Origin of the sequence: Streptomyces sp. NPDC101110, assembly GCF_044759525.1 — a bacterium.
Taxonomy (GTDB): Bacteria; Actinomycetota; Actinomycetes; order Streptomycetales; family Streptomycetaceae; genus Streptomyces.
The window spans coordinates 22,817-38,125 of sequence record NZ_JBIVZM010000025.1; the positions used below are offsets into that span (position 1 = coordinate 22,817).

A 15,309-nucleotide genomic window follows, 5' to 3' on the forward strand; every position below is an offset into this window, starting at 1 on the left:
CCGGTGTACTGTCCGGCACCCCACAGCGGTGGCCAGGAATGGCCACTGGCACGGACGGGCGGCGTCTCCCCTGTTGTGTCCCACCACACAAACATCAGAGTTCACGGCATTCACATGGGTCGAACGTGCCACGATGGAACGGCAGTTCGTACAGCCTCTGGACAGCTTCGCCGGGCCGGATGCCGCTTCCGACGGCCCGTGCAGCGCTTCCTCACGGGGGGGATGGATCGATGAGCGACGAAGGCCTCAGGGCACATTTGAGATGTCTAGGGCTGAGCTGCCTGCAGGCGCAGATCTACACGGCCCTTCTCGATAACAGTCGTTGCACGACCGAAACACTGGCCCTCATCCTCGGCCGCCACCGGAACGGTGACAGATTCGAGGATCAGGAGTTGGAGCAAAACCTGGCACACCTGCGCAGGTTGGGCCTTATCACCGAGACCGGAACCGGTGACGGCGAACTCGCGCCGGTCGAACCCTCCATAGCGCTGGACAGCATGACCCACACCCGGGTGGCCGAACTCCACCAGGCCCACCAGGCCGCCGTTCAGGCCTACCGCGAATACCGGCGCTCAATGGGACCGCAGGTGACGGAGGAACTGATCGAGGTGGTCAAGGGCCCGTCGGTCGCCGAACGCATCTGGAACATCGAGGAGGCAGCCGAGTTCGAGGTCCTCCGCTTCGACTCCCCGCCCTATCACACACACGGAAGCGCCAACTCGATCGAGGTCGAAAATCTCGAGAAGGGCGTGGAGTACCGGGTTGTCTACTCCAAATCCGCCGTTCAGCAGGCGGCCTACTACAACATCAACATTCAGCCGTGCATTGCGGCGGGAGAACAGGCCCGGGTGCTGCCGACAGTCCCGGTGAAGTTGACCGTCTTCGACCGCCGCCTGGCCCTCGTCTCGATGTCGTTCGTCGAATCGGAGGTCAAGGACTACATGCTCATGGTCCATCCCTCGAGTCTGCTGTCCGCGTTGACGGGACTGTTCGAGATGTCATGGCGGACGGCGCTGCCGATGCACCTCAGTGATCGTGTGCCCCCCGGACTCGGCCCGACCCACCGCCGTATCCTGGAACTGCTCGCGACCGGCATCAACGACGCCGCCATCGCGGAACTGCTGGGTGTGAGTCGTCGCACGCTGTCCCGTCACGTTGAACAGATCAACTCCCGGGCCGGATCGCTGACTCGCTTCCAGATGGCGCTCTACGCGGCCCGCAGCGGATGGATCTGACCTTCGCGCGTCGGCGCAGGTCCCCGCCTTGACAGGACGCGCCGGCAGCCGGCCGCGTGACACCCGGAGGACGACGCTCACTCCCGTGGCGAACCCACGCCATGAGCAACGGTTCGCCACCACACGGTCCAGGGGCGGATAGAAATGGGCGGACGAGCCGTGCTCCAGAGGAGATGCGATATGTCCCGCCGTCCGATCCGCTTCACCCTCCAGGCAACCCCGGCGGCGGTCCGCGCCGCACGCCACCGGATCTCGGGTGCCGTGCGCGGGTGGAACGTTGCGTTGAGCGAGGACATGCGCTTCTGCCTGGAGCTGGTGAGTACGGAGCTGCTCACCAACGCGGTGCGTCACGCGCGCGGCCCGCTGACCGTGAGCGTCGCCTTGGAGGGCGGGTTCGTGGTGATCGAGGTCGTCGACGGCAGCACCACGGTGCCCCGGCTGCGGTCGGCGGATCGCGATGACGAAGGCGGACGCGGCCTCGCGCTGATCGATGCGCTGTGTCCCCTGCATGGCTGCGAACTCCTGCCGGCCGGTAAGCGGTGCTGGGCAGTACTCCCCCTGCGGCAGACAGCCGATGCGGTACCCGTTGCCAACCCGGCCGACGGCGGTGCGGCACACGACTCCGCCCGCTGGTCGCTCACCCGGGCCGGCGCTCGGCTCCTGCTTCATTTGTCGGCGCAGGGGTGACGGCCCCCGCCAGGCCGGGGTCCGCTGCCGCTCAGATCCAGCCGCTGCGGGCCGCGTGCAAGGCCATCTGGAACCGGCTGAGCGATCCGGCACGGGCGTTGAGCTGCTCGAGATGGCGAGAGAGCGTGCGCCGACTCACGCCCAGCAGTTCCGCGATGGTGTCGTCGGTCACGCCGGTGGCCAGCAGTTCCAGGATGCGGCGGTGCATCGGAGTGAGCGCCGAGGGGACACCGCCGTTCAGGTGCATGGGCAGTGCGGTCCGCCATGATGTCTCGAAAAGCCCTGTCAGCGCGGACAGCAGGCTCGAGGGGTGGACTATGAGCAGCGATTCGTTGATGTCGGTTTCGACGACCGACATCGACACGACGGCCAGGCGGCGGTCGAAGACGGTCATCTTCACAGGGATGGCGGGAAGGACGCGGGCTTGTTCCCCGGCAGCTACGCAGGGTTGGATACTGCGGTTGTAATAGGCGGAATTGGCCACCGCAGACCTGGAGTACACAACCCGGTACTCCACCCCGCTCCCGAGCTTCTCGAACTCGATCGGGTCGGCGCCGCCGTGGGGGGCGTGATACGGCAGCGAGTCAAGGCGGAGGACCTCGCTCTTGGCGGATTGCTCGATGTTCCGGACGCGTTCGGCGACGGATGGGCCGGTGACGACTTCGATCAGGCTTTCCGTCTCGTGCGGTCCTGCACAGCGCCGGTAGTCCCGATAGGCGTTGACGACGGCCTGGTGCGACGCGCGCAGTTCGGCAGTGCGGGCGTGCGAAAGGTGTTCCAGCGCGATGGCCGGTTCCACCGGCACGCATTCACGGACGCCGGTGCCCGTGACCATGATCAGTCCGAGCTTTTCCAGACGAGCCAACTCCTCTTCCAGGCATTGCATCTGATCTTGGTACTGGCCCTGCCTGCTTTCGTCGAGGCACGCCTTCTTCCGGTCACTGCCGTCCCGTCTCAGGTCCCTGAACAGAACGTCCCGTGCACACGGCCCAAGGGCGAGCAACGTCAGATACATCTCCGCCTGTCGGCGGGTCAACCCAAGACGGCACAGATGAGTCCGCAGGTCCTGGTCGGCCATCGGAGCATCTCCTCATGAGGGCGGGGTCCATTCAGCTGCTCGGAGGGAAGCGGATGGCGAAGCCGACGGGGTTCCCGGCGGCGGGCCGGTAACCCCGCCGCCGGGAACGTCCCTCGCGGCGTATCCCGGGCCGGCATCGCCCCACTGCGGCGTCAGGCGGCGTTCAGCGCCACTGCCGGATGGAGGCGGGAGGCGCGTAGCGCCGGGTAGAGGCCGCCTACGACGCCGATCAGCATCGTGGCCGCCAGACCGCCTGCCAGGGACCATGCCGGTACCACCGGGGTCCATCCCTGCGTCCGTGCGAAGCCGTAGGTCACCGCCGCACCCGCCAACGCGCCCGTCACTCCGCCGAGCGTCGACAGCAGGAGCGACTCGGTCAGGAACTGGAGCCGGACCGTGCCACGGGTCGCGCCGAGCGCGCGGCGCAGGCCGATCTCGTGGCGGCGTTCCAGGACCGAGATGACCATGGTGTTGGCGACGCCCACGCCGCCGACCAAGAGTGCCACCGCGCCCAAACCGAGCATGAGGGTCGTCATGCCTTCGTCGGTCGCGGCCCTGGCCGCGAGTGCGTCCGAAGGACGGGAGACCTTCACTCCTCCCTCATTGCCAGGGCTGATGGTGCGAGCCAGGACCGCCCGTACGTCCGCCACCGCGGCGTCCGTGGAGCGTTCGAAGACGGTGGTGGGGTGGCCGTCGAAGGCGAAGTAACGCTCGGCGGCGGGGAACCCGATCATGGCTACCCGGTCGAGATTGGGCACCAGCTCGAGCGGTGCGAGGATGCCGATGACGACCGTCCGTGTGTCGTTCATCATGATCGTCTCGCCGACGCCGGTGATGCCGAGACGATCCGCAGCCACCGCGCCGAGAACCGCCGTCGGCAGGCGCTCACTGGCCCGGTCCAGCCAGACCCCCTGGTCGACCTCGCCGCCGAGTGCGGACAGCAGATCGATGCGCGCCGCCTGAGTGGTGACCCCGGCGGTGCGCTCGCCGGGGACGACATCGCTGCGACGGATGCGCGCGTCGACCTCGGCGGTCGCCGTGGCGTGCCGCACCGGGCCGATGCGTTCGACCATCGCGACCGCATTCTCGGGGAACTTGACTTCCTGCCCGTTGATGTCCTTGACCGCCTCCGCGGTGAGGAGGTTGGTGCCGAGACGGTCGAGCTGTGACATTACGTCCGCACGGCTCGACTCCGACAGGCCGACGACCGCGACCATGGTCGCGATGCCGATGGCGATTCCTAGCGCGGACAGCACCACACGCGCGCGACGCACGCGAAGCCCCACAGCACCGACGCGAAGGACGTCCAGGAAGGACAGGCGAGAAGGGATGAGGTCCTGCTTCACCAACCCCTCCCTTCCGTACGGGAGACGACGCGGGGGCCGGCACTGGAGCCGGTGCGCGCTCGGGCACGTGAGTCCGAGACGATCGCGCCGTCCTTGAAGCGGACCTGCCGCGGCAGCGAGTTCGCGATCTCGTTGTCGTGGGTGATCACGCAGACAGTGGTGCCGCAGGCGTTCAGCTCACGCAGCAGTTCCATGACGAGCGCACCGGATGCGCTGTCCAGCGCTCCGGTCGGCTCGTCCGCCAGGAGCACCCGGGGGTTCCCCACCAGCGCGCGGGCGATGGCGACTCGCTGCTTCTCGCCGCCCGACAACTCGTTCGGCGTGTGCGTGAAGCGGTGGTCCAGTCCTACCTTGGCGAGTGCCTCCTTCGCCCGTGCGCGCCGTTCCTTGACCGGTACGCCGGCGTAGAGCAGACCGTCGGCTACGTTGCTCACCGCGTCGCGCCCAGCCGCCAGGTGGAAGTGCTGGAACACGAAGCCGATGTCGCGGGCCCGCAGTGCCGACAGTCCTGAGTCGGAAAGCTCGGACACGTCGTATCCGGTGACACGGACGACACCCGAAGTGGGGCGGTCGAGGGTGCCCATGAGGTTGAGGACTGTTGACTTGCCCGAGCCGGACGGACCCACGACGGCGAGCAGCTCGCCCTCTTCGACGGTCAGGTTCACTTCGCGCAGGGCGTGGACGCCGCCGGCGTACGACTTGGCGGCGTCACGAAGTTCGATCACAGCGGTCGGCGTCATGGCTTCGCCGTCCCCACTCGCAGGCCTTCGCGCACCTCCGGGCCGCTGACCTCGATCTGCCCGTCGGCGGTCATGCCCGTGACCACCTGCACGACCTTCGAGGTGGTGCCTTGCACCACTTCCAGTCCGTATCCCCCGTGTTCGCCGCGCAGCGCGACGACCGCCTCGACGGGGACCGCGAGGACGCCCTTGTGCGCCTCACTGACGAACGTCACGCTCGCCGCTGCCTTGGTGTCTTCCCCGGACAGGGCGATCCCCCTGCCGTCCAGTACGACCTCGACGGTGATGCCGTCCGTGGCGACCGCGTCACCTCCGTGGCCGGGCTGCTCGTCACGCACGGTTCCGGAGACGTGGCCGGCCACGCTCTTCCCGCTCGGCAGGACAGCCTGGACCCTGGTTCCCGACGAGGTGAGCGCGCCATCGCTCTGATCCAGTCGGGCCCGGATGACGGGCTCGGTGGAGGCAATCGTCAGCACCGGCTTGTCCGCGCCCACTTGGTCGCCGAGCGCCGCATCGGCGGACACCACCTTCACCTTGCCGGGCTGGAAGACCACGTCACCCCTGCCCACACGACCCGTGGTGTTGCGTTTGAGGGCCTTCTGCCACTTCTTGACGGCGGCTTCGGTGCCCTTGTCGTAGTGCGGGTCGACGTACAGTCCCGCCCCGTAGCCCAGGTCCCGCAGATTGAGCTCCAGTTGGAGCACGTCACTGCCGCGGTTCCCCACCTTCATCTCGCGGAACATCGGCACCGACCCGTAGAGGAGGGTGACGGGTTTGTCGTCGAGTTCGTACAGCGCCTGCCCCCTGGTCAGCGTCCTGCCCTCGGAGGCGGCCACAGTGACAGTGCCTTCCACGGCGGCCTTGACGGGACGGCGCCGCGCGAAGTCGATCTTTCCGTCGACCGTCTTGGACCGGACAAGATCGGTACGTACGACGGTCGCGGTGGCGGGTGGCAGGGTCCGTCCCGCCCCGGAGGCGGTCGTGTCCGGTCCGTCTTCCAGGAGCCACACCCCGCCGATACCGACCGAGACGGTCACCGCTCCCAGCGTGAGAAGCCTGATGCGGTGCTTCACTGCATGCCGTCCACACCGTCGATCAGCTTCGTCTTGCACGCTTGGCGGGCCTGCTTGTACGCCGGCGATGTCGTGTCGATGGACGGGGAGGCCGGATTCGGATCGCCACCCGGTATGGCGTTGCCGCCGCTCATGGTCGGGTTGGTGAACCGGGAAACGCCGTTGTCTCTCATGCACTTCGCGTGCGCGAGCATCGACTCGTACGCCTTCTGCTGGTCGCGTTCCGGTTCGGACCGCATGGCCTTCTGGAGTTCGGCGTTGCAGACGCCGTTCCTGCCGCCCTTGACGGCCTCGTTCTGCCCGGCCCTGGACGCGATCTCCTCGATCTTCGCCCAGTCGAGGTAACCGCTGAGTTTGGGATCCGGGTAGTCCTCGTAGCCGCCCTTGGTGCGCATGCACCTGACGTACTCCAGCTGGGCGTCGTAGAAGGCGCTCCTCCCGGCGGGTTGGGTGCTCGGGGTGCTGCCGCTCATGGTGGACCGCGGGGGCGACGAGGCACGCGGAACCGAGGGGATGTCGTCGCTCCTCTCACCGGAGCCGCCACCACCTCCGCAGGCCGCCGTGAGGACGAGGACGGGAAGCGCCGCGAACACAGCCAGCCGCAGCCGCGCAGGCACAAGGGAAAGGGGATGTGGATTCATGTCCTTGACACTGGCCAGGCCGTGTGATGACCCCGACATGGCAACATGATGAGAACGTAACAATGCCCGTCGCCCCTTGCCGTTGCCGCCTCGAGGTCCCGAAGCACCGGTAGTCGCACGCATAATCGACCGCATGCCACATCTGCTGCTCATCGAGGACGACGTGTCCGTACGGGACGGGATGGAGCTCGTACTGCGCCGGCACGGGTACGACATCGACACGGCGGCCACCGGTGAGGAGGCACTCGCCCTCCTGGACGGCCCCCACGGTGGAAAGGTCGAGTTGGCTGTGGTGGACCTGATGCTGCCCGGCATGGACGGCTTCGAGGTGTGCCGACGCATCCGTGCGAGGACGACCGTCCTCCCGATGATCATGTTGACGGCGCGTGGCGACGACCAGGACATCGTCGACGGCCTGGAGGCCGGTGCCGACGACTACGTGGTCAAGCCGGTGACCGCACCTGTGCTGGAAGCCCGCATCCGAGCGGCGCTGCGCCGCGCGGAGCCGTCCGGGCCGGCACAGGCCGCGGGCGTCGATTTCGCCGGACTGGTGATCGACCGTGCCGGGCTGACCGTCACCAAGCACGGCGTCCCGGTCGCCCTGCCGCCGACCGAGCTGCGGCTGTTGCTGGAACTGTCCGGCTCCCCCGGCCGAGTGTTCAGCCGAGAGCAACTTCTCGAGTCCGTCTGGGACCACTCCTTCCTCGGCGACTCCAGACTGGTGGACGCAGCGGTCGGGCGGCTGCGGGCGAAGCTGGAGGACGTACCCGCCAAGCCACGCTACGTCCAGACGCTGCGTGGCTTCGGCTACCGCTTCGGACCGCTGTGAAACGGGGAAGCGACCGTGTGCCCGGCGACACCCCGCAGACGGGTTCCCGCCGAATCGTCGGCGGGCTGCGTACGCGCCTCGTCGTCGCCTTCGTCGTCGTCGCCCTCCTCAGCGCAGCGACCGCGACCGCCCTCGCCTACCGTGACGCGCGAACCGCGATCCTCCAGCGTACGCAGACCGCCGCCGTGAACGACCTCCGGGAGCGGATCGCGGTGATCGCCTCCGACTTCGACATGCCTCCCGACCACCGGACGCTGTCCCGGTTCGCGGAGGAGACCTCCGACGGCCTCGGGGGCCGCCTCGTGATCGCCCGGTACCACGACCTCGTCGCCGTCTCCGACCCGCTCGCCGCATCGGAGGGGCAGGTCACCCCCGAGCTGCGCGCCGCGGTGCGCACCGGCGACGGGGCCAGATTCCAGCGCGTGGTGTGGCGGGGCGAACCCTGCCTGGTCGTCGGCATGCCCGTGACGTACACCGACGGAGACCGCCGCGCCTCCGGCCTGGAGGTCTTTGCGATCACCGGCCTGCGGGCCGAGCGCGACGATATCGCCGCCCTGCTGGACTCCGTACGAGCAGGCGTCGTACCCGTGCTGGTGCTGACCGCCGTCCTCGCACTGCTTGCCGCTGGAACGGTGCTGCGTCCCGTGCGGAACTTGAGCCGGGCCACCCGTGAGCTCGCCGCCGGAGACCTCGGCAGTCGGGTCACCGTCAGCGGGCACGACGAACTCGCCCGTCTGGCCAGGACGTTCAACGAAAGTGCCGATGCCGTGCAGGCCTCCGACAGGAAACTGCGCGAGCAGGAGGCCAGGGCCCGCCGCTTCGTGGCGGACGTCTCGCACGAACTGCGCACCCCCCTCGCAGCGATGACCATGATGGCGACGGTCCTGCAGGAGGACGCCGACCAGCTCCCGCGGGACACGGCGCAGGCCGCGCGTACCGTGGGGGCCGAGACGGCACGGCTGTCCCGGCTGGTCGAGGACCTGATGGAGATCTCCCGTTTCGACGCCAAGGCGATACGCCTGAACGCCACCGAGACGGACCTCGGCGAGACCGTGCGCGCATCGCTGGCGCTGCGCGGCTGGACCGACCGAGTGCACACCCACCTCGACGAAGGTGTACGGGCCACGGTGGACCGGCGCCGCATCGACGTGATCGTCGCGAACCTGGTCGGCAACGCGTTGCGGCACGGAGCTCCGCCCGTCACCGTCACCCTACGGACGACCCCGGCACCGCACGCGCAAGAGGTGACGCTGGAGGTCGCCGACCACGGTGCCGGGCTGCCGCCGCAAGCTCGGGAACGGGTCTTCGAGCGGTTCTACAAGGCGGATTCCGCCCGCACGCGTAGCGCCGACGACACCGGCGAACCGGGCAGCGGACTCGGCACCGCGATCGCGTGGGAGAACGCACGGCTGCACGGGGGCACGATCAGCGTGACCGACGGTCCGCAAGGTGGCGCGGTGTTCACCCTGCGGCTGCCCCTGCGGCGTACGGAAGAGGACACGGAGTGAGGATTCGGAAGGCAGTGGCGATCGCCGCGCTGAGCGGCGCCGCCCTCGCGGGCTGCGGCGTCCAGCCCACGGGTGTGGTCAGCGCGGGCGAGCCCGCGTCAGGGCTGACGCGCGGAACGCGGCTTTACTTCGCCTCCCCCGGCGGGCTCCGTGTCGTGCCGCCAGACAGGGAGGTTCGCAACCTCGGCACCGTCGTGAAGCTGCTCGCCGTGGGACCGCCTCCCGCTGAGCAGCGCGACGGGCTCACGACTCTCGTCCAGCACCTCCCCGGATACACGGTGGCGGGAACGGGCGCCCGCGTCACGATGCGCCTCGACGGCCCGTACACGGCGACTGGACGCGACCAGGGCACCGGCCAACTGGTCTGTTCGCTGGCGCACGCCCAGTCCGTGCTCGAACCGAATGTCCGAGCGGACGACGTCAGGGTCACCCTGCACCCGTCCGGAAGCCCCGCGCTGGGCCCCTACCAGTGCAGGCAGTTCCGCACATCTGTCTTCGACGGTCCCTGAGTCGCCGTCATGCCGTGACGTGAAGCCTCCATGATCGTTTTTTTGGGCGTGAAGGCAACCACGCACGTACTCTTGGCCGCCGTTCTCGCCGGCGCGGGACTCCTGCCCGTCCCGGGCTTCGCGAACGCGGCCGCGCCCAAGGCCATGCCGAAGGCAGCGCAACAGCGTCCGCCTCTGCCTGACACCACGGACGAGGCGTTCAACCAGGAGTGCCTCGCGGCGCACAACTCCTACCGCGCCCGTCACAGCGCCCCGCCGCTGACCCTGGACGATGCGGCCGTCGAGCACGCCAAGGCCCGCGCCCAGGCCGGCTCGACGCGGAGCGGGCTCGCCCAGCCGCCGGAGCCGGAGACGCAGGGCTACGCGGAACTGCGGCATTGGATCGCCACGTCCGAGGACGAGCCGGTGTCGTGCGCGGAGGCGGTGCGGCTGTGGTACGAGTCCCGCTGGACGGGCGGCTACGACTGGAACCAGCCCGGCCACTCTCCCGACACCGCACCCTTCACCCAGGTCGTGTGGAAGTCGACCACCACACTGGGTTGCGGCCGCGCGGCAGGACGAGTGCCCGGTGAAGAGGGGTTCCAGACCTACATCGTCTGCGGTTACGCCCCACCGGGAAACATCATCGGCAAGTTCCGGGACAACGTGGGAGCACCAGTGAGCTGACGAGGACCACCAGCACAGCATCAGGGCCGCCCCCAGGCAGACCGTCCGGGGCGGCCCCCTTGATGTAGCGGGCAAGCTTCAGAGCCCCCTGAAGCTGCGGCCCGGTCAGGGTCGAACCGGCCGCCGCCGACGGCGCCCGACTGGCAGACGGCGGACACGTACGCGGTCACTGCCGGCGGCCACAACCACCGCACCGATCTCGCGGCGATGGTCCTGCTCAAGGAGAAGCACATCGCCGCGGCGGGCGGGGTGACCGCCGCGATCGAGGCGGTCAGGCGCGGGATGGCGCGCACCGGCAAGACCGACCGTGGAGAGTGATGGCGAGGTGCAGACCGTCGCCCGGGGCCGCCGAGGCCCTCGACGCCGGAGCCCGCGACACAGTTCTCGCCATCGCCAGGACGATCGTCGACCTCGTCTCGGTGGGGGCGTTGACGCACGGCGCGCCCGCACTGGACCTGACCATGCTACCGACCGCCGGCCCGGTGCCATGTCCGAAGTAGCGGTCGTCGACACGTCCCAACGAGACGGCGCGGGTGGCAACCCACCGCCGTTCTGGATGATGCGCCGCTCACCGACGAGGAGCGACGCCGCATTCCCACGGAGTTGGGAACATCGCGCGCCCGTCACGAGAACATGAGGCTCGGTTGATGACTCAGGGAGCGTCAGCCGCCCGTGGGAGTGCACGTTTGTCTTCGCCGATCGGCTGCCGGCGTGGTGAGCCGTTGTTATGGCTCCGGTCAAGCGCCGTACCCTGCGGTCGCGGAGGAGGGTTGGCTACTCATGGGCCCGGGATGGGAAGTTCCGCCCAGATGATTTTGCCTTCGTGGGTGTAACGGGTCCCCCAGCGCAGCGCGAACTGGGCCACCAGAAACAGGCCACGGCCGCCTTCCTCCACGGCACCGGCCCGTCGCATGTGCGGGGAGGTATTGCTGCAGTCGGAGACCGAGCAGACGAGTCGGTTGTCGGTCCGAATGAGGCGCAGGCGGACGGGTCCTTGGGCGTGCCGGATGGCATTGGTGACCAGCTCGCTGACAATCAGTTCCGCTGAGAAGGCCAGTTCGTGCAACTGCCAGTGGGCAAGGCGCTCACCGGTCAGCGTACGGGCCCGACGCGCGGACTCTGCTTGGAAGTCCAGGGCCCACGTGGCGACGTTCTCCGCGGGTAGCGGCCGGGGCCGGGCGACGAGGAGGGCGACGTCGTCGCGGGGACGGTCGGGCAGCAGAGCGCGCTCCACGGTGCGGCAGATGTCTTCCAGGGGACGATCGGGATGAGCGAGGGCGAAGCTGAGCCGTTCCAGCCCGGTGTCCGTGTCAGCGTCGGAGGCTGTGAGCAGACCGTCGGTGTAGAAGGCCAGGACGGAGTCCTGGGGGATGTCCACTTCCGCGGACTCGAATGGCAGCCCGCCGATGCCCAGGGGCGGTCCGGCCGGTATGTCGACGAATTCCACGGGCTCCTTCAGGTGGGCGAGGGCAGGTGGCGGGTGGCCTGCGCGGGCGAAGGTGGCACGGCGTATGACGGGGTCGTAGACGCCGTACAGGCACGTGGCTCCGACGACGCCCTCGACCCCCGACGGATGTGCTTCCTCCGCCTCTTCGGCCAGTCGGTTGACCAGGTCATCGAGGTGGGAGAGCAGTTCTTCGGGAGGCAGGTCAAGGTCGGCCAGCGTGTGCACCGCGGTACGCAAACGTCCCATCGTGGCCGCGGCCCGGATGCCGTGGCCGATAACGTCACCGACGACCAGTCCCACGCGGCCACAGGCAAGGGGCAGGACATCGAACCAGTCGCCGCCCACCCCCGCCTCGGTGTCCGCGGGCAAGTAGCGGTAGGCAGCTTCCACTGCCGCATGGGCGGGCAGTTTGTGGGGCAGAAGGCTTCGCTGCAGTGTGAGTGCGGACGTGTGCTCGCGGTGGAACCGGCGCGCGTTGTCGATACAGACGGCGGCGCGGCCGGCCAACTCTTCCACGAGCAGCAGGTCTTCGGAGGCGAAGGCAAGCGGATCGCGCCAGCGCATAAGGGTGGCCACGCCCATGGTGACTCCTCGCGCCCGTAGCGGAACCACCATATGGGAGTGAATACCCAGCTTGTTCAGACGCGCACTGCGCACAGGGTCGTGGAGCAGCCAGGGGCTGGCCAGGTCCAGCACGGCGTTCAGCACTGGCGCCCCGGATGACAGGCATTGCCACTGCGGTGAACCTTGCGGGTAATCGACCTCGTGTCCCGGCGCCACGACGGCTTCGGGCAGGTCTTCCCGGACCGAACGGTGGGCGACCCGGCACAGATCACCCGCCCCCGCCGCGCCATCGGCTGGGAGTTCGCTTCCGGCCAGCACATCGCCGATCAGATCCACGGCGATGAAATCCGCGACCTGCGGCACCAGGACGGCGGCCAGCTCCTGGACAGTACGTTCGAGGCCCAGCGTGCTGCCGATCATGGCACTGGCCTCGTTCAGCAGGACCAGCCGCCGTTGAGCCTGGTGAAGGTCGGTGACGTCCGCGGCCTCCTCACACACGCCCAGCGGCCGACCCTCCGCGTCCTGCAACCGGTAGTAGGAGAGTGACCAGACATGCTCACGACCAGGATCCGCCGGGGGGCGGCCCCTGTAATGCAGACCTACGACGGTCTGCCCCGTGTCGAGCACCTCTCGCATGATCTGCGTGACCGAGGACGGATGGTGCGCAGAGAGCGCCTTGCTTCCTGGGTGCAGCTCGTCCTCACGGCGCCCCAGATACTGCGTGAAGGGCCCGGGCAGTTCCTGCCGAGCCGCCTGGTTCGCCCACGCCACCCGCAGGTCGGGGCCGTAGATCGTGAGAGCGACCGGAGACTGCGTTGCCATCCCGTGCAGCATCGCCTGCTGCATCTGCAACTCCGCGAGTCGTTCGGCGTCCGTCAGCAGCAAAAGAGTGGTGGGACCGGCGACCGTGTCGGGCAGGCTGCGACACTCGACAGCAACACGCACGAGACGGCCAGAACAATGACGCAAGGTAACCACACGAACGCGGCGCGATGTGCAGCCCGGGCTGAGCCGTCCCTCTCCCCCTTCCGCGGTGGTCTGCGCGGACAGGGCGTCGACCGAGCGGCCGAGCACCTCCTGCGCCCGGTAACCGAGCAGCCGGCCGGCCTCCGGACTCCATCCGGTCACCACTCCGCTGCGATCCAGCAGGACAGTGGCGGCCCGGCTGACCGTCAACGGGTCACCGAGGCCGACTGCCCCGGACCCGTTCGGTGGTGCCTTCATCTCACGTCCGTTCTCGCCGGCCCCGCTTGCCTGCCCGGCACACGCCCGGTCTTCCTCTCAAGCATCGACCCACAGCGGGCGCGAGACAAACCTCCCGTACCGGCCGGGCTGTGCCACGTATGACCGACCGGCAAGGGGCCCATCCTCTTGGTGCCGACCTCCTCCGGCGTTCACCCTGCGGTTGCGGGTCCGGTCCGCGGTGCCGCGCTGCAACTGGTGACAGTGGACATGTGGTCCTCCGCGAACTCCCCGAAGCGCTCGGCACTGATGTCGCCGACGGAGACGACGACGCCGATCCACGTCGTGTCGTGGATCTGATCCTCACTGACCAGGGTGTTCTTGTCCGCCAACCGCTGATTGGCCGAGAAGATCGGCTCGCGACGTGAGGGTTGTGCGGGCCGTGTCAGGCCCTTCCGAGGACCGACCGGACACGGGCTGGGCCGCCAGCGGGTCAGTACGCGCCTGCGGGGACGGGCGAGAGCCGGTAGGCGCCCTCATGGGCGATGACACGGCCGGCGGTGGGTGGCGCGAAGTGGGTGCCCAGGAGGAGGGTGTCCGTGCCGGCGAGCGAGCCGAGCAGCGTGCGGCGCGAGGCCTCGGACCGCTCGGGCTCGATGTCGACGCAGGCCCCGATGGTGGGGTGAGCGAGCTGGACGGGATGGTGGATGCAGTCGCCGGTGATCAGAGCCGTCTGTCCACGGCTGGTCAGCTCGAGGGCGACGTGGCCGGGGGTGTGCCCGGGGGTGGGAATCAGGCGCACGCCCGGAACGACCTCGACGCCGTCGGCGGGGACGTCGACGAGGTCGAGCAGCCCCGCCTGCTCCACCGGGACAACAGAGTCGCGGAACATCTGCTTGCGCGCCTCCCCCATGTCGTACCCGGCCCAGAACTCCCGCTCTACGCGCGAGGTGATGTAGCGGGCGTTGGGGAAGGTGGGGACCCACTCGCCGTTCACCTCATGGGTGTTCCAGCCGACGTGGTCGGCGTGCAGGTGGGTGAGGATCACCAGGCCGACGGAGTCCGGGGGGAATCCGGCGGCGGTGAGGCGCCGCAGGTAGTCGGTGTTCATGTTGTGCCAGGCGGGGTTGGCTCGCTCCTTGCCGTTGCCGATGCCGGTGTCCACCAGAATGCGCAGCCCGCCGGCGGTGAACGCGAAGCTGTGGCTGTCGAGGTGCAGGATGCCCTCGTCGTCGGCGAAGTGGGGGTGCAGCCAGCCCTGTTGGCTGACGACGTCCGGGGTGGCGCCGGGCAGCAGCCACGGTCCGGTGGCGGGCGGCAGGAGGACCTCGTCGATGCGGTGGACGGTGACGTCGCCCACGGTCCAGGCGGGGGCGGCGATCGGGTCGGTGGCCGCGGGAGTGCTCATGTTCGGTCGTTTCCTCATGTCTCGTTATGGAAGGTCGTTGTGTGCGCTGCGGACTGCCCTGTTTCTCGACACGACGAGTGCTGACGGGGCCGCGACGAGAAGCAGGGCCGCGGCGAGGGATCGAGGCGTCCAGGACAAAGCACGCCGGCGGTGGGCGGGCTGGGCACGGGCTCCCGGGTGGCTGGGTTGCGCATGTGCGCGGTGTGACGGTGGGCATGAGACTCCCTGGCCCTAAACGCAATGGGTTTGCGTTAGCCGACCGTAGGGCCTATGGTCGGCTAACGCAAACTTTTAGCTTTTTGGGGGGGGGGGGGGGGGGGGGGGGGGGGGGGGGGGGGGGGGGGGGGGGGGGGGGGGGGGGGGGGGGGGGGGGGGGGGGGGGGGGGGGGGGGGGGG

General features: G+C 68.9%; 14 protein-coding genes and 1 pseudogene. 7 read left to right on the forward strand and 8 right to left on the reverse strand.

Going from position 1 to position 15,309, the window contains the following annotated elements:
- Positions 1 to 230 precede the first annotated feature (230 nt).
- Both ACIQU3_RS36380 and ACIQU3_RS36385 read left to right on the forward strand, forming a co-directional pair.
- The gene (locus ACIQU3_RS36380) at positions 231 to 1,235 is read left to right on the forward strand and encodes a helix-turn-helix domain-containing protein (protein WP_403929968.1); all 1,005 of its coding nucleotides are present in this window, start codon (positions 231 to 233) and stop codon (positions 1,233 to 1,235) included.
- 180 nt (positions 1,236 to 1,415) lie between these two features.
- Positions 1,416 to 1,922: an ATP-binding protein gene (locus ACIQU3_RS36385; protein WP_403929970.1), complete on the forward strand. Its 507-nt coding sequence runs from the start codon at positions 1,416 to 1,418 to the stop codon at positions 1,920 to 1,922.
- Between the two features lie 31 nt (positions 1,923 to 1,953).
- Here ACIQU3_RS36385 and ACIQU3_RS36390 read toward each other — a convergent pair whose 3' ends face one another.
- The 5 genes from ACIQU3_RS36390 to ACIQU3_RS36410 all read right to left on the reverse strand — a co-directional run bounded on the left by ACIQU3_RS36390 (position 1,954) and on the right by ACIQU3_RS36410 (position 6,800).
- On the reverse strand, positions 1,954 to 3,000 hold the full coding sequence (locus ACIQU3_RS36390; protein WP_403929973.1) for a helix-turn-helix domain-containing protein: 1,047 nt from the start codon (positions 2,998 to 3,000) through the stop codon (positions 1,954 to 1,956).
- A 152-nt stretch (positions 3,001 to 3,152) separates the two neighbouring features.
- The gene (locus tag ACIQU3_RS36395; RefSeq protein WP_403737757.1) at positions 3,153 to 4,346 is read right to left on the reverse strand and encodes an ABC transporter permease; all 1,194 of its coding nucleotides are present in this window, start codon (positions 4,344 to 4,346) and stop codon (positions 3,153 to 3,155) included.
- Entirely contained in the window at positions 4,343 to 5,086 is a 744-nt protein-coding gene (locus tag ACIQU3_RS36400) for an ABC transporter ATP-binding protein (protein WP_403929976.1), read from the reverse strand. Before ACIQU3_RS36400 ends, ACIQU3_RS36395 begins: the two co-directional genes overlap by 4 nt.
- Positions 5,083 to 6,159 (reverse strand): peptidoglycan-binding protein, encoded by a 1,077-nt coding sequence (locus ACIQU3_RS36405; RefSeq protein ID WP_403929978.1) that lies wholly within the window; start codon positions 6,157 to 6,159, stop codon positions 5,083 to 5,085. The genes ACIQU3_RS36400 and ACIQU3_RS36405 overlap by 4 nt, the downstream gene beginning before the upstream one ends.
- Positions 6,156 to 6,800: a hypothetical protein gene (locus ACIQU3_RS36410; protein WP_403929981.1), complete on the reverse strand. Its 645-nt coding sequence runs from the start codon at positions 6,798 to 6,800 to the stop codon at positions 6,156 to 6,158. Before ACIQU3_RS36410 ends, ACIQU3_RS36405 begins: the two co-directional genes overlap by 4 nt.
- Positions 6,801 to 6,933: 133 nt before the next feature.
- On the opposite strand from ACIQU3_RS36410, the gene ACIQU3_RS36415 reads away from it, so the two are divergent.
- The 5 genes and pseudogenes from ACIQU3_RS36415 to ACIQU3_RS36435 form a co-directional block, all read left to right on the forward strand.
- Positions 6,934 to 7,629 (forward strand): response regulator, encoded by a 696-nt coding sequence (locus ACIQU3_RS36415; RefSeq protein ID WP_403929983.1) that lies wholly within the window; start codon positions 6,934 to 6,936, stop codon positions 7,627 to 7,629.
- A gap of 17 nt (positions 7,630 to 7,646) precedes the next feature.
- Positions 7,647 to 9,137, forward strand: coding sequence for an ATP-binding protein (locus ACIQU3_RS36420; protein ID WP_403929985.1), 1,491 nt, complete (start codon positions 7,647 to 7,649; stop codon positions 9,135 to 9,137).
- On the forward strand, positions 9,134 to 9,646 hold the full coding sequence (locus ACIQU3_RS36425; protein WP_403929988.1) for a hypothetical protein: 513 nt from the start codon (positions 9,134 to 9,136) through the stop codon (positions 9,644 to 9,646). Before ACIQU3_RS36420 ends, ACIQU3_RS36425 begins: the two co-directional genes overlap by 4 nt.
- A 72-nt stretch (positions 9,647 to 9,718) precedes the next feature.
- Entirely contained in the window at positions 9,719 to 10,312 is a 594-nt protein-coding gene (locus tag ACIQU3_RS36430) for a CAP family protein (protein ID WP_403929991.1), read from the forward strand.
- A 141-nt stretch (positions 10,313 to 10,453) separates the two neighbouring features.
- Positions 10,454 to 10,630, forward strand: a pseudogene (locus ACIQU3_RS36435) (hypothetical protein); the annotation flags it as partial.
- A 460-nt stretch (positions 10,631 to 11,090) separates the two neighbouring features.
- Here ACIQU3_RS36435 and ACIQU3_RS36440 read toward each other — a convergent pair.
- From ACIQU3_RS36440 to ACIQU3_RS36450, 3 genes are all read right to left on the reverse strand, one after another.
- The gene (locus ACIQU3_RS36440; protein ID WP_403929993.1) at positions 11,091 to 13,547 is read right to left on the reverse strand and encodes a SpoIIE family protein phosphatase; all 2,457 of its coding nucleotides are present in this window, start codon (positions 13,545 to 13,547) and stop codon (positions 11,091 to 11,093) included.
- Positions 13,548 to 13,717: 170 nt separating this feature from the next.
- The gene (locus ACIQU3_RS36445) at positions 13,718 to 13,897 is read right to left on the reverse strand and encodes a hypothetical protein (RefSeq protein ID WP_403929995.1); all 180 of its coding nucleotides are present in this window, start codon (positions 13,895 to 13,897) and stop codon (positions 13,718 to 13,720) included.
- A 101-nt stretch (positions 13,898 to 13,998) separates the two neighbouring features.
- Positions 13,999 to 14,913 carry an MBL fold metallo-hydrolase gene (locus ACIQU3_RS36450; protein WP_403929998.1) on the reverse strand — a complete coding sequence of 305 codons (915 nt, stop codon included), beginning with the start codon at positions 14,911 to 14,913 and terminating at the stop codon, positions 13,999 to 14,001.
- Positions 14,914 to 15,309: the final 396 nt, after the last annotated feature.

Coding starts and splice junctions, on each gene's coding strand:
- ACIQU3_RS36380 (WP_403929968.1), top strand. CDS start 231: ATGAGCGACGAAGGCCTCAGGGCACATTTGAGATGTCTAGGGCTGAGC.
- ACIQU3_RS36385 (WP_403929970.1), top strand. CDS start 1,416: ATGTCCCGCCGTCCGATCCGCTTCACCCTCCAGGCAACCCCGGCGGCG.
- ACIQU3_RS36390 (WP_403929973.1), bottom strand. CDS start 3,000: ATGGCCGACCAGGACCTGCGGACTCATCTGTGCCGTCTTGGGTTGACC.
- ACIQU3_RS36400 (WP_403929976.1), bottom strand. CDS start 5,086: ATGACGCCGACCGCTGTGATCGAACTTCGTGACGCCGCCAAGTCGTAC.
- ACIQU3_RS36410 (WP_403929981.1), bottom strand. CDS start 6,800: ATGAATCCACATCCCCTTTCCCTTGTGCCTGCGCGGCTGCGGCTGGCT.
- ACIQU3_RS36415 (WP_403929983.1), top strand. CDS start 6,934: ATGCCACATCTGCTGCTCATCGAGGACGACGTGTCCGTACGGGACGGG.
- ACIQU3_RS36440 (WP_403929993.1), bottom strand. CDS start 13,547: ATGAAGGCACCACCGAACGGGTCCGGGGCAGTCGGCCTCGGTGACCCG.
- ACIQU3_RS36450 (WP_403929998.1), bottom strand. CDS start 14,913: ATGAGCACTCCCGCGGCCACCGACCCGATCGCCGCCCCCGCCTGGACC.